The organism is Mycobacterium novum, assembly GCF_010726505.1.
Lineage (GTDB): Bacteria > Actinomycetota > Actinomycetes > Mycobacteriales > Mycobacteriaceae > Mycobacterium > Mycobacterium algericum.
The window spans coordinates 1,346,998-1,359,447 of record NZ_AP022562.1; the positions used below are offsets into that span (position 1 = coordinate 1,346,998).

Below are 12,450 nucleotides of genomic sequence, written 5' to 3' on the forward strand. Positions count from 1 at the left end.
GCTCAGACCACCAGCGTCTGCGTCGCCAGGCCCGCCGGCCCGGCGGGATCGAAGACCGTCGTCTGGGTGAACGCCCCCTGCCCGGGCGTGACCAGGGTGCGCGAGTCCATTCCGACCCAGTGCCCCACCGGATCTCGGTGCAACACCACGGTGAAGTCGCAGTTGATCGCCGGGTGCTCGGCCGGCGGGGCGCAAGCGCTGATCCCGCTGCCGGAATCCCCCACTGTCAGCACCCGCTGCCAAGGCGTCATCGCCTCGCCGGCGACCAGCGCCACGTTCGGGCGCGCCCAGGCCCGGGCCGGGCCGTACCCGGCGAAACCGCCGTCCAGAAAACACCAGTCGATCGCCGACAGGTATCCGCCGGCATGCCATCCGTCGGGAAAGGTGAACGTCTGCGCGGTGGGCTCGGCCCCGCCCGGTGCGGGATCGGGGGCATCGGCCGGAAAGTCCGCCGAGGCCGCCGCGATCCGCCAGGCCCGCCCGATCAGCACCGTGCGCCCGTCGGCCTGGGCGGTCGCTTGCAGCAGCTGCACCCGTTTGCCGGTGCGGATCTCCTCCACCGCGATGCGCAGCGGTGCCACCGGCACCGGAGTCAGGATGTCGATACTGACTCGCCCCAGCCGGTGCCCGTCGCGGGGCTGGTAGCGCTCCATCTCGCGGGCCAGCAGCGCCGACGGCGGCCCGCCGTGCTGGCTCGCGGCGCTCCACGGCCCGCCGGTCAGCGGTGAGCTGTCGAACTGTCCGGGGCCGGTCTGGGTATAAAACGCCTCGCCATCCACGGCTATCAGGCTAAACCGCCCCGCACCCTACGCTGAGGTCCATGGCCAATGAGGAACAGCAGCAGTCCTGGGCGACTCAAGGGGTGGACTGGGTCGATCACGCGGCGATCTTCGAAGCGGCGCTGGCGCCGTTCGCTGACGCGGTGCTCCAGGCCGCCGATATCGGATCCGACGCCCGGGTGCTCGACATCGGTTGTGGCTCAGGCACGTTGCTGCAGCGGGCGGCGGGGATCGGGGCGGTGCCCGTGGGGGTCGATATCTCGCAGCCGATGGTGGTTGCGGCGCGGCGGCGGGTACCGGAGGCCACCGTGGTGCTCGGGGACGCCCAGATCATGGATCTGGGCGGGCCGGTCTTCGACCGGGTCATCTCGCGGTTCGGGGTGATGTTCTTCGACGACCCGGTGGCGGCGTTCATCAATATCCGCCGCGCGGCCGCTCCGGGCGCCCGGCTGGCGTTCGTGTGCTGGCGTGAAAGCGACAATCCGATGTTCTCCGTCGGCGTCGACATGCTGGCTGCGCAGCTCGAATCACCGCCCGCCGCGGCCGATCCCACCGAGCCGGGCCCGCTGGCCTTCGGCAACGCCGAGCGGGTGCGGACCATCCTGGCCGACGCCGGCTGGGCTGACATCGAGCTGGCGGCGTTCGACGGGGTTTGTGACTTCAGCATCGACGGCAGCGACGGCGTCGAGGAACGCCTGACGATGATCCTGTCCAACCGCACCGGGCAGCAGGCCCGCACCGAACTGCCCGCCCGGCTCGGCGAGGACGGCTGGGCCGCCGTCGTCGACAAGCTGCGCGACGAGCTGCGCCGGCACCGCGTCGACGGGGTTCTGAAGTTCCCCGGGCACACCTGGGTGGTGACCGCGACCAATCCGGGCTGAGCAGCTCGACCTCAGCGTGAACCGCGCGTCAGGTCCCCGCAGAACGTCCGGTAGTCGCCGAATTCCGGCGGCGCCGAAGTGGCGTAGTCGGCCAGGCCGTCGCGTTCCCGATACGGCTCGGCGAGCACCTCCACGGCAAGAGCCGTGCTACACCCGGGGACGAGTCACTCCATCGATCAAAATCGGAGAAACCCGGCGAGATCAATTGTCGCCGAGCAGGCCGGCGACGCCCGCGGTGTCGGGCACTACATGGGTGATGTCGGGGAGGTCGCTGAACGCACCGTCCGCCGAGACCAGTACCGCCCCGGCAGATTTGGCGACCGCAGCCAGCACGGAATCAAAGGCACCAACACTCGGGGTCGTCTCGAACATCGTCAATCCTCGCTCGAGGTGGTCGCCAGCGACAGTCAGCAGGGGCGCGAGCAGCTCGGCGTAGCTGCGCCCCAGCGTTGCGGCATCGTTGCGGCCACGTCGGCGGGCACGAATATGGACGAACTCCTGGATCACTTCGGGGGTAGTGGTCGCTTCAATGCGGTCGGCGGCAACCGCCGCGATCAAGTCACGGCACGGCTCCCTGAACCGGTGGTCGGCGCCCTTGGCATAGACGAGCACCGTGGTGTCCAGCACGATCATCCGCGGCGTCCGCGCAGTTCGTCCAATTCCTGCTTGAGTTCGGCGGGGTCGGGAACCGGCATGTCAGGAGCGTCGAGAAGGCGCTGACCGGCGGATTTGCGGCGGTCGACGGGGCCCGCGAGGCCGCGATCGATGGCTTCGCGCACCACGCTGGCCACTGAGACGCCACGTTCCCGTGCCGCCGCGGTCAGTCGGCGATGGCGTTCGTCGTCGAGCAGGATCTGCAGTCGATGCTCCAAAGGAGACATGCACATACATTAGCATGCACATACTAACCGTTCCTGGCGGTAGACGACGGGCGGTGCCCGCAGGCTCGCGATAGCGTGACCGATATCGTTCCGTCCCATCGGAAGGACCGCCGTGACCCCGCACCCCTTCGACCGCGCCATGCGCCTGGACCACGTCGACACCGGCGTCGTGCGCGGTGCCACCGAACCGGCGTGGGCCAACATGGTCGGCCCGTTCGGCGGGATCACCGCGGCGGTGTTGCTGCGCGCCGTCGAATCCCACCCCGACCGCATCGGTGACCCGCTGGCGTTGACGCTCAACTACGCCGCGCCGATTGCCGACGGCGAATTCGACATCGCGCTGCGCGCTGCGCGCACCAACCGCAGCAACCAGCACTGGGTCATGGAGCTACGCCAGGGCGATGAGGTCAAGACCACCGCCACCGCGGTGTTCGGCCGGCACCGCGACACCTGGGCCGACATCGAAGCCCGTCCACCGAAAACCGCTGCGCCCGAGGATCTCCCGCGCGGTGACTTCATCGAGGCGATCGTGTGGGCCAAGCGCTACGACATGCGCTTCACCGAAGGGCCGATTCCCGACGAAGGTGTGCCCAGCGGATCGTCGACCACCACGTTGTGGGCGCGCGACGTTGATCAACGCCCGCTGGACTTCGCCGCGCTGGCCGCAGTCTCCGACATCTTCTACCCGCGGGTGTTCCTGCGCCGCGGCGGCTTCATCCCGGCCGGCACCATCTCGCTGACCACCTATTTCCACGCCGACGCCGCGCAGCTCGAGGCCGTGGGCGGCGATTTCGTGCTGGGCAGCGCCCGCGCCAACGGCTTCTCCCGCGGCTACTTCGACCAGAGCGCGCACCTGTGGTCCCGCGACGGTGTGCTGCTGACCAGCAGCCATCAGCTGGTGTATTTCAAGGACTGAGCGTCGCGGGGTGAATACCGCGATCGGCACGGTTGAACTAGCGTCCCCGGGTATGCCCGAGGAACTCGGTGCCCACGCCGATGCCGCGCGAGATCGCGAGGCCGCGCTGGCCACCCGGCTGCACACCACGACACAACTGGACCGGGCGTTCGTCGCGACGCTGCGCGGTGCGGCGCAGGTGGCGCTGCGCGGGCGCCGACGACTCGACGGCATCGAGGCCGAGATCCGCGAGGCACTGGCCAATCAGCAAGCCCTGGCGCTGGATACCCCCGCCGGCGCCCGCCAGTTTCAACAGTTCCTGACCGTCAAGACCCGCGACATCCACCGCGTGATCGCCGACACCGTGGCCGACAGCCACGCCCGTGCGGCGGCGGTGCGGTCCCTGGGCGGCGGCTACACCGTCAAGGGGCCGCGCGCGCCAGGCGTCCAGGCCGTCGATCACACCTTCAAGCGGTCGCCCGCCTCAGCCGACGAACGTCGTCTCAATCAGATCGACGCCTTCAAGCAGGTCTTCGGCCGCGACCCGGTCTCGGCCTCCGATTGGACGACTGCGGCCGCCTTGGATGCACACACCTACGACCCGAAGTTCCAGGGCGTGGACTCCGAGATCCGCGTCGCCAGGATCGATCCGGTGCCGGGACAGGGGGTGGTGCGTGCGTCGCAGTGGATTGAGCAGCCGTGGGTCAACCGCTTGGGCTCACATGACGCCGGCAACGACCGGGGCCCGAACCCGCGGTTCGACCCCGAAGACACCAAGGTCACCACCTACATCGACTACGACAACGGGATCGTGGTGATGCGGCAGAACCCCTCCGCCGAACTCAACATCGACGGCGCTCCGGTACGCGTGGAAGTCGGTGTCCCCCGAGGCAGCGTCACGCAAACCCCGGATGGATCGGTGCGGATCAAGTACGACGCCGCGAACCCACTCGCACCGGGCGTCTCCGCCGATCCGCGCGGCCCGCTAGGCAGCCACCGATTGAGCGTGAACGGCGACCTGGTTTTCACCCCCGGTCCAGATGGCGTGCATGTCGACGGCACCCGAACGGATTACCCGTCTTTGGAGGTCTACCAAGACCTACCCGGCGGCAGCACCCGCACCGTTCTGATCGACCCGGCTCAATCCGGAAGCACCAACGGACCCCTGTTCAACCTTCCGTTCCACCACGAGGTCGGCATCGGAGGCAAGGCGTTCGCGCCCTTCGACCACGGCGGGAACTGGAATCCACGATTCGACGTCCGATCTCCCCTGCCTGCCACGGATTTCGGACCCACCGTGGCACCACCAGCAGTACCTTCACCGTCGGGCAGACCCGGCGGTGTCCCCGCCTGATCATCAAAAGGAGCCATGCATGCCCAGTGCAATTCTGGCCCGTGTCCGCGATGGCGACCCCGCCTTCTGGCGCACCGCCACCCGGTCAGCACCGCTGGTCGTCCAAGCCGTCCTCGCGGCGCTAATCGGCATCGGCTGGCTGGGGCTGAGTGGCAGCCCACTCTCCTATGGCACACCGTTTCGCTGGCTGGCCACGGCAGCTTTCATCGTGCCGACCGTCGCAGCTCTGGTGATCGGCGCGGTGTTGTTGCGCGCGGAGTCACCGTATCGACGCGGTGTCGGTCTGGCTGTCTGCGGATCTGCCGTAGTGACCTTCATCAGCGGATTGTTCTACGTGCTGATTTTCCTGCCGTGGTTCGAGGGCGGCGCATGACCAGCCCGGACACCGAAGTCCGCTACGGCCCGCACAGTTTCATCGCCGCGTTGGCGACCATTGCGATCGTCGAGACCGCGACCTGGATGTGGTTTCCGTACTGGATCGCGGACTTGTACGTTTTCGGCCTCGCTACCGCCATTGTGGTGCCGACCGGCTTCTTCATGTCCCAGAGCGGTGGCATCAAGACTGCACAGGTCGGCCGCGGCATGCTGATCGGCTATCTCGCCACCCCGCTGACCATCGCACTGGCCGTCATCCCGCCGGTGGTGATCATTCAGCTACTGCGTCTGGTCTGAAGTCCCCGGCCCGCCGCGGATCGTCGCACTTGCCGGTGAGCAGCTTCGACACCGTGCCGGGATTCCATGGCCGGCGGCTGTCAGCCGGGTGAATACCGCGATCGGCACGGTTGAACTAGCGTCGGAAAACATGCCCGAGGAACTCGGTGCCCACGCCAATGCCGCGCGAGAGCGCGAGGCCGCCCTGGCCACCCGGCTGCACACCACGACGCAACTGGACCGGGCGTTCGTCGCGACGCTGCGCGGTGCGGCCAGGTGGCGCTGCGCGGGCGCCGACGACTCGACGGCATCGAGGCCGAGATCCGCCGAGGCACTGGCCAATCAGCAAGCCCTGGCGTTGGACACCCCCGCCGGGCAGGGGGTGGTGCGTGCGTCGCAATGGATTGAGCAGCCGTGGGTCAACCGCTTGGGCTCACATGACGCCGGCAACGACCGGGGCCCCAACCCGAACTTCGATCCCGAGGACACCAAGGTCACCACCTACATCGACTATGACAACGGGATCGTGGTGATGCGCCAGAATCCGTCCGTCGAGCTCAACGACAGCGGTGGCCCCGGGAGGGTGAAAGTCGGTGTCCCGCAGGGCAGTATTGCGCAGGCGCCGGACGGCTCGGTACGCATCAAGTACGACGCCGGCAACCTGCCGGGCCATCACGAGGTCGGTGTCGGCAGCTCCGCGTTCGCCCCGTTCGGCGACGCCGCCACCGATTTCGGACCGGTGTACGCGCCGCCGTCGGTCTCCTCGACATCCGGACAACTCGGCTGAGCCTCGAGCCGCTCCCGAAGGGATAACTTCTACCCATGACCGCCCCGACCCCGACAGACCGCTACGGCCCGCGGAGCTTGGTCGCCGCGCTGGCGACCATCGTGATCGTCGAGACCGCCACCTGGGTGTGGCTGCCGTTGTGGATCGCCAACCTGTTCTTCTTCGCAATCGCCACGGCCGTTGTGGTGCCGATAGGGCTGTTCATGAGCCAGCTGCCCGATGAGATCGGGCAGGCCGGCCGGGGGATCCTTGCGGGCTACCTCGCGACACCGTTGACGATCGCGATCACGCTCATCCCGGCCGGCTTGATCTACCTGCTACTCGACTGAAAGGCACTCAGGCATGCCCAATACGGTGTTCAGTCGAATCCAGGTGCAGGACAGCGATGTTTGGCGGATCGCCACCCGATCATCACCGGTCGTCGTGCAGCCGGCCTTGGCGGTCTGGTTCGGTATCGGTTGGCTGCTGGGACAAACTCCGGTCGTCGACCACATCGGGGTTCCCATCCTGATAGCGGTCGCGGCCATACTGACGACCGTGGCCTCGTTGCTGATCGGCGCGACATTGCTGGGCACCGACTCGCCTCGTCGCCGCGGTATGGGCTTGGCGATCGGCGGGTGCGGCCTGGCCGTCTTGATCAGTGGATTGGTCTACGCCCTGATCTTCGTGCCGATCGTATATCCCGGATGATCACCCGGCTACGGCATCTGGCCTGAAGTCACCGGGCCGCCTCGGGTCGTCGTACTTGCCGGCCAGCAGCTTCGACACCGTACCGGGCTTCCACTCCCGGCCGGTCGGGGTACGCTGCCCCGCGGAGTTGAGCACCCGCGCGGTGGCCGCCTGGGTGACACCACAGCCGTGCACCAGCCAGCCCGCATACCGCTTGACCTGACGCTTGCGCTCCGGCCACGGCACCGCCGGCGACGGCAGCATCGGCGGCACCGGGTGCATGTTCGCCCGGCCCCCGTCGGTTGTGCGCCGCACCGACTGTCGGCCGTCGGCCTTGACCAGCGCCATCTCGATCTCCCGCCCGAGGCTCTTGGCGCCCTCGGCGGCCAGCGCCGCCTGATCCAGGCCGTCGACGGCTTGAACCTCGCGCCGCAGCGCGAAGTCAATCTCGTTCATGCCGCCGTCGGTCGGCGCCGGGTACAGCCCCCGGGTCAACCGCACGTTCAGGCCGTGACGCTGCAACACCAGGCTCAGCCGCCGCAGGTGCTGTTCCCGAATGAAGTCCGGGCCCGGGAACGGCACCCAGACGTCCATCCGCCCGGCGATCGCGCGGCCCAGCGCGGCGACCACGGCGTCGATTTCGGTCAGGTCATCGGTGCCGCCGGCCTCGCCCTCCTCGAAACCGAACGCCTCGACGATGATGCAGTGCTGTTTGGCGGCGTCCCTGGCCAGCTCGGCGCGGTGGGCCGTGGTGTCGTTGTCCCCGAGCAGGACAACGCGGTCGACTGCCGACTGCGACATTGCTGACCTCCCGATATCTCAAGCCCCCGTGGGGAAGTGCTGGTGAAAAGAATCTATCGGCGACCACCGACAAGTTCTGGCGGCCAGCTACCCGGGGGTGTAGCCGCTCACTCTTCCCGCGCCCCGGCGTTCCACTCGCGGGCAACGGCACGCAACTCGGTGCGTACCGCGGAGCGGCGCCGTTCCGGGCGGTGATGCTTGTCGACCAGCTGGATCAGGTGCACGCCGACGTCCTCGGCAGTCTGCGCCCACCCATCCCAGCGGACGACGACGGCATCCAGCGACGTCAGGTTATCGACGGGTACCGACAACTCTCGTCTGCCGATCGATCGACAGTTATTGTCGGACCCCTTGGCTAATTTCGAGTCATGGACGAACCACCTTTAGATTGGCCCGGCGTGTTGGAACTCTCCCTGCTTCCGGAGGAAGCCATCACCGCCGGGCACCGACTGGCCGATGCGGCCGAGGCCGGTGACTGGCCGGCACTGTTCGATCTGCTGGACGCCATCCCCGCGCTCAGCGTCAACCAGTGGCGGCCCGGCGCCGCGGCCTGGCTCACCCCGCTGCACCAGGCCGCTCGGCACGGCGCACCGACCGAAGTCGTTGCCGCACTGCTGGAGCGCGGTGCGCTGCGTGGCCTGCGCGACGCCCGGGGCTGGACGGCGCGCGACGTGGCCGAGGATGCCGGGGGCTCAGCGGCACTGCTCGCCCAGCTCACCCCGCCGCGGTCGCCGCTGACCGCCGAGCTGATCCGCACCCTCGACGCCAACCTGGAGTGGGCGATCGACGGCACCATCCGCACCGTGGGCCTGCTGGACGGCTACAGCGACCAGGACCTGCGTCGGGCGCTGCGCTATCCGCCGGTCGCGGTGCTGCACGAAGCGGCCGCCGCCGCGCTGCACTGTGCGATCCCCGGCCTGCCCGGCGGTGTCCAGGTGACGCTGCGGTGCGGCTACCTGGAGACGGTGGCCGCCGGGCAGACGCGGGTGATCACCCAGCGGGGTGCGGTGCTGACCACCGAAGGCATCGCCTGACCGTCGCGTAGCGTGACGGCCATGGCTTTCACACTCGCGGACACCCCGGATCAGCGCGGCCGCACCTTTGTCGTCACCGGTGCCAACGGCGGCCTGGGTGAGGTCGTCACCCGCACCCTGGCCGCCAACGGCGCCACCGTGGTGATGGCCTGCCGCAACACCGCCAAGGCCCAGCAGATCGCCGACGGCATCGACGGCGACGTGACGGTGGCGGCACTGGATCTGGGCAGCCTGGAGTCGGTACGCGACTTCGCCGCCCAGCAGGTCGGCTTCGACGTGCTGGTCAACAACGCCGGCATCATGAACATCCCGCTGAAACGGACGGCCGACGGGTTCGAGATGCAGTTCGGTGTCAATCACCTCGGGCACTTCGCGCTGACCGGCCTGCTGCTGGACCGCATCGGCGACCGGGTGGTGACGGTATCGAGCATCGCGCACAAGCAGACCCCGAAGTTCTGGATCGACGACCTCAACTACGAGAACCGGTTCTACCAGCGCAACCTGGCCTATGCGCAGTCCAAGCTGGCCAATCTGATGTTCGCCCGCGAGTTGCAGCGCCGACTGCGCGCGGCCGGCTCGCCGCTGCGCTCCTACGCGGTACACCCCGGCGTGTCGGCCACCGAGTTGTTCGACAACGACAAGACGCTGCCCGGCTTGGTCACCAAGTACGGTCTGGCGGTGCTGGGCCAGCGCCCCGAGCGGGCCGCCGAGTCGATCGTGTTCGCCGCCACCGTCGCCGACGCCGACCCGGACGCCTACTGGGGGCCGACGAAGCTCAACCAGTCCCGCGGCCCGATGGGGCCATGCCCGTCGAACAAGCTGTCGAAGGACCAGCAGCTGTGGCGGCGGCTGTGGGAGGAGTCGGAGAAGATGACCGGGGTCAGCTACCCGGTGTGACCCGGCGCGCCCCGCTGGGACCCGTCGCCGCCCGGGGGCACAGCACATCGTCGCCTCAACAGCAACAGCCGTCACGGCGCCGGGGGTATGTGAGTGTTGCCCGCCTTCGAGCGACAGCTGGCGTCGGGTCGGGCAACTCGGCGCCGACGCCCGCCCTCACGAGCCGACATAATCTCTGTTGTCGCTCGGAGGTGGGCACACCTCATGCCACTTCCCTGCGGTGACGGGAGTGACGCACGGGACTCCGCCCCCATCACCTGGCGGCGAGGCGGCAGACAAATTAGCCCTCCACCCCAGCTCACCGGTTAAGTTGTGGCGAGCCGCAATCTGCGGCACCAGACGGACCGAAAGTGATCATGCGAGTTGAGGGGCGCGACGTCGCCGTCACCGGCAACCTGCTGCAGCCGCTGACCCGACGCACCAACGACATTCTGCGCCTGGTGCTGGCGGCGTTGTTCCTCGCGACGGTCATCACCAGCTCGCTGGTCACCCGCTACGAATGGGTGACGCTGGAACGCTCGGTGTCCCAGATCATCGGGGTGCTCTCCCCCACCCACGCCAACCAGGTCTACCTGGCCTACGGCATCGCCATCGTGGCGTTGCCGTTCGCGATCCTGATCGGCCTGGTCGTCTCGCGGCAGTGGAAACTGCTGGCGGCCTATGCGATCGCCGGGCTGCTCGCGGTGGCGTCACTGTCCATTCGCAGCAACGGACTGGCCGCACCGAGCTGGCACTTCGACCTATCCGAACGGCTGGCGACCACGCTGGCCCAGTTCCTCGACGACCCGCGGTGGATCGCCATGCTCGCCGCGATGCTCACCGTCTCCGGGCCGTGGCTGCCGGCCCGCTGGCGGCGCTGGTGGTGGGCGCTGCTGCTGGCGTTCGTGCCGATCCACCTGGTGGTCAGCGCCATCGTGCCGGCCCGCTCGCTGCTGGGCCTGGCCGTCGGCTGGTTTGTCGGGGCGCTGGTGATCCTGATCGTCGGCACCCCGGCACTCGAGGTGCCGCTGGACGGCGCGGTGCGCAGCCTGGCCCGCCGCGGCTGCACCGTCACCGAACTGACGGTCCTCCGCCCGGCCGGCCGCGGCCCGCTGGTGCTGTCCACCGCCGGCAAGCACCCGGCGCTGATCGAGTTGTACGGCCCCAACCAGCGCAGCGGCGGCGCGGTGCGCCAACTGTGGCGCAAGTTCCGGCTGCGCACCACCGAGACCGCGCCGCTGCACGCCTCGCTGCATCGCGCCGTCGAGCACCGTGCACTGATGGCGATCGCCATCGGCGAGACCGGGGTCGCCAACGCCGACATCGTCGCGCTGGCCGCCCTCGACCGCGGCTGGACGCTCTACGCGCACACCCCGCCGCGCGGCACTCCGCTGGCCGACTGCACCACCCAGACCCCGGTGGGCAAAGCCTGGGAGTCGCTGCGCCGGCTGCATGATCAACAGATCTCCCACGGCGACCTGCGCAGCAAGGAGATGACGGTCGAGCACGGCACCGTGCTGTTCGGCGGTTTCGGCAACGCCGAGTACGGCGCCACCGACGCCCAGCTGCAATCCGATATCGCCCAGCTGCTGGTGACCACGTCGTCGCTGTACGACGCGGCCGCGGCGGTAGGCGCCGCGATCGAGCATTTCGGCCGCACCGCGGTGCTGGCCGCCTCACGGCGCCTCACCAAATCGGCGGTGCCGGCCCGGCTCCGCAAGGCGGTCCCCGACGCCGGCGCGGTGATGGCCGCCGCCCGCGAAGAGGTCAAGCGCCAGACCAATACTCAGGAGATCCAGACCAAGACGATCACCCGCTTGACCCGCAGCCAGCTGATCCAGCTGGTGCTGCTGGTCGGGCTGGTCTACGTCGCGTACCCGTTCATCAGCCAGGTCCCGACGTTCTTCTCCCAACTGCGGAACGCGAACTGGTCGTGGGCGCTCGTCGGGCTGATCGTGTCGTCGCTGACCTATGTCGGCGCGGCGGGCGCGCTGTGGGCGTGTACCAACGGCTCGGTCCGATTCCGCGATCTGGCGATCATGCAGGTGGCCAACACGTTTGCCGCGACCACCACCCCGGCCGGGGTGGGCGGGCTGGCGTTGAGCACCCGGTTCCTGGTCAAGGGCGGGCTGAGTACGCTGCGCGCCACCGCCGCGGTGGCGTTGCAGCAGTCGGTGCAGGTGATCGTGCACGTGATCCTGCTGGTCGTCTTCACCACCGCCGCCGGCGCCCGCGCCGACCTGTCCCACTTCGTGCCCAGCGCCACCATGCTGTACCTGATCGCCGGTGTGGCACTGGGCCTGGCCGGCACCTTCCTGCTGGTGCCCAACCTGCGCCGGTGGTTGACGACGGCGCTGCGCCCGCGCCTCAGCGAGGTCAGCGGTGACCTGATGGAGCTGGCCCGCGAACCCAAGCGGCTGGCGTTGATCGTGCTGGGCGCCGCCGGCACCACTCTCGGTGCGGCACTGGCCTTGTGGGCCAGCGTGGAAGCCTTCGGCGGCAACACCTCGTTCGTCACCGTCACGGTGGTGACGATGGTCGGCGGCACCCTGGCCTCGGCGGCGCCGACGCCCGGCGGGGTGGGCGCGGTCGAAGCCGCCCTGATCGGTGGGTTGGCCGCATTCGGGGTGCCCGCCGCGTTGGCCGTCCCGTCGGTACTGCTCTACCGGGTGTTGACGTGCTGGCTGCCGGTGTTCGTGGGCTGGCCGGTGATGCGCTGGCTGACCGCCAACGAGATGATCTGAGCGCCTGCGGGTCGCGACAAGCAACCTGGCGATCCGGGCGATGAACCTGCGACTGCTGACGAGGCTGCTCGCCGGTTCGGTGCGCGACGACTTCGACC

At 68.9% G+C, this 12,450-nt stretch carries 17 protein-coding genes; 11 read left to right on the forward strand and 6 right to left on the reverse strand.

Annotated elements, in window-relative coordinates; genetic code table 11:
* Window positions 1–2: 2 nt before the first annotated feature.
* On the reverse strand, window positions 3–779 hold the full coding sequence (locus tag G6N19_RS06135; protein ID WP_193465987.1) for a thioesterase family protein: 777 nt from the start codon (window positions 777–779) through the stop codon (window positions 3–5).
* A gap of 41 nt (window positions 780–820) precedes the next feature.
* Between G6N19_RS06135 and G6N19_RS06140 the strand changes: the two genes are divergently transcribed.
* A complete protein-coding gene (locus G6N19_RS06140; protein WP_193465988.1) occupies window positions 821–1,660 on the forward strand; it encodes a class I SAM-dependent methyltransferase in 840 nt (279 codons plus the stop codon).
* A gap of 11 nt (window positions 1,661–1,671) precedes the next feature.
* On the opposite strand, the gene G6N19_RS21545 is transcribed toward G6N19_RS06140, so the two are convergent.
* The 3 genes from G6N19_RS21545 to G6N19_RS06150 all read right to left on the reverse strand — a co-directional run bounded on the left by G6N19_RS21545 (window position 1,672) and on the right by G6N19_RS06150 (window position 2,541).
* Entirely contained in the window at window positions 1,672–1,794 is a 123-nt protein-coding gene (locus G6N19_RS21545) for a hypothetical protein (RefSeq protein WP_013827527.1), read from the reverse strand.
* Between the two features lie 67 nt (window positions 1,795–1,861).
* The gene (locus tag G6N19_RS06145; protein ID WP_019736075.1) at window positions 1,862–2,293 is read right to left on the reverse strand and encodes a type II toxin-antitoxin system VapC family toxin; all 432 of its coding nucleotides are present in this window, start codon (window positions 2,291–2,293) and stop codon (window positions 1,862–1,864) included.
* Window positions 2,290–2,541: a ribbon-helix-helix domain-containing protein gene (locus tag G6N19_RS06150; protein WP_019736076.1), complete on the reverse strand. Its 252-nt coding sequence runs from the start codon at window positions 2,539–2,541 to the stop codon at window positions 2,290–2,292. Before G6N19_RS06150 ends, G6N19_RS06145 begins: the two co-directional genes overlap by 4 nt.
* A gap of 139 nt (window positions 2,542–2,680) precedes the next feature.
* On the opposite strand from G6N19_RS06150, the gene G6N19_RS06155 reads away from it, so the two are divergent.
* From G6N19_RS06155 to G6N19_RS06185, 7 genes are all read left to right on the forward strand, one after another.
* Window positions 2,681–3,457: an acyl-CoA thioesterase gene (locus tag G6N19_RS06155; RefSeq protein ID WP_193466316.1), complete on the forward strand. Its 777-nt coding sequence runs from the start codon at window positions 2,681–2,683 to the stop codon at window positions 3,455–3,457.
* Window positions 3,458–3,509: 52 nt separating this feature from the next.
* On the forward strand, window positions 3,510–4,790 hold the full coding sequence (locus G6N19_RS06160) for a DUF4226 domain-containing protein (RefSeq protein WP_193465989.1): 1,281 nt from the start codon (window positions 3,510–3,512) through the stop codon (window positions 4,788–4,790).
* 19 nt (window positions 4,791–4,809) lie between these two features.
* On the forward strand, window positions 4,810–5,163 hold the full coding sequence (locus G6N19_RS06165) for a hypothetical protein (RefSeq protein WP_065288081.1): 354 nt from the start codon (window positions 4,810–4,812) through the stop codon (window positions 5,161–5,163).
* Complete coding sequence (locus G6N19_RS06170; protein ID WP_019736167.1) at window positions 5,160–5,462, forward strand: hypothetical protein; 303 nt, start codon at window positions 5,160–5,162, stop codon at window positions 5,460–5,462. The genes G6N19_RS06165 and G6N19_RS06170 overlap by 4 nt, the downstream gene beginning before the upstream one ends.
* A 130-nt stretch (window positions 5,463–5,592) precedes the next feature.
* A complete protein-coding gene (locus G6N19_RS06175; RefSeq protein WP_065288082.1) occupies window positions 5,593–6,228 on the forward strand; it encodes a DUF4226 domain-containing protein in 636 nt (211 codons plus the stop codon).
* Between the two features lie 35 nt (window positions 6,229–6,263).
* Complete coding sequence (locus G6N19_RS06180) at window positions 6,264–6,557, forward strand: hypothetical protein (RefSeq protein ID WP_193465990.1); 294 nt, start codon at window positions 6,264–6,266, stop codon at window positions 6,555–6,557.
* 13 nt (window positions 6,558–6,570) lie between these two features.
* Entirely contained in the window at window positions 6,571–6,918 is a 348-nt protein-coding gene (locus tag G6N19_RS06185; RefSeq protein ID WP_193465991.1) for a hypothetical protein, read from the forward strand.
* Here G6N19_RS06185 and G6N19_RS06190 read toward each other — a convergent pair whose 3' ends face one another.
* Together G6N19_RS06190 and G6N19_RS06195 are read right to left on the reverse strand one after the other, a co-directional pair.
* Window positions 6,919–7,698, reverse strand: coding sequence for a hypothetical protein (locus G6N19_RS06190; RefSeq protein ID WP_193465992.1), 780 nt, complete (start codon window positions 7,696–7,698; stop codon window positions 6,919–6,921).
* Window positions 7,699–7,805: 107 nt separating this feature from the next.
* Window positions 7,806–8,009 (reverse strand): hypothetical protein, encoded by a 204-nt coding sequence (locus G6N19_RS06195; protein ID WP_193465993.1) that lies wholly within the window; start codon window positions 8,007–8,009, stop codon window positions 7,806–7,808.
* Window positions 8,010–8,096: 87 nt separating this feature from the next.
* Between G6N19_RS06195 and G6N19_RS06200 the strand changes: the two genes are divergently transcribed.
* The 3 genes from G6N19_RS06200 to G6N19_RS06210 all read left to right on the forward strand — a co-directional run bounded on the left by G6N19_RS06200 (window position 8,097) and on the right by G6N19_RS06210 (window position 12,352).
* On the forward strand, window positions 8,097–8,732 hold the full coding sequence (locus G6N19_RS06200; protein ID WP_013827515.1) for an ankyrin repeat domain-containing protein: 636 nt from the start codon (window positions 8,097–8,099) through the stop codon (window positions 8,730–8,732).
* 21 nt (window positions 8,733–8,753) lie between these two features.
* Window positions 8,754–9,629 carry an oxidoreductase gene (locus G6N19_RS06205; RefSeq protein WP_013827514.1) on the forward strand — a complete coding sequence of 292 codons (876 nt, stop codon included), beginning with the start codon at window positions 8,754–8,756 and terminating at the stop codon, window positions 9,627–9,629.
* 356 nt (window positions 9,630–9,985) lie between these two features.
* Window positions 9,986–12,352, forward strand: coding sequence for a lysylphosphatidylglycerol synthase transmembrane domain-containing protein (locus G6N19_RS06210; RefSeq protein ID WP_193465994.1), 2,367 nt, complete (start codon window positions 9,986–9,988; stop codon window positions 12,350–12,352).
* Window positions 12,353–12,450 lie beyond the last annotated feature (98 nt).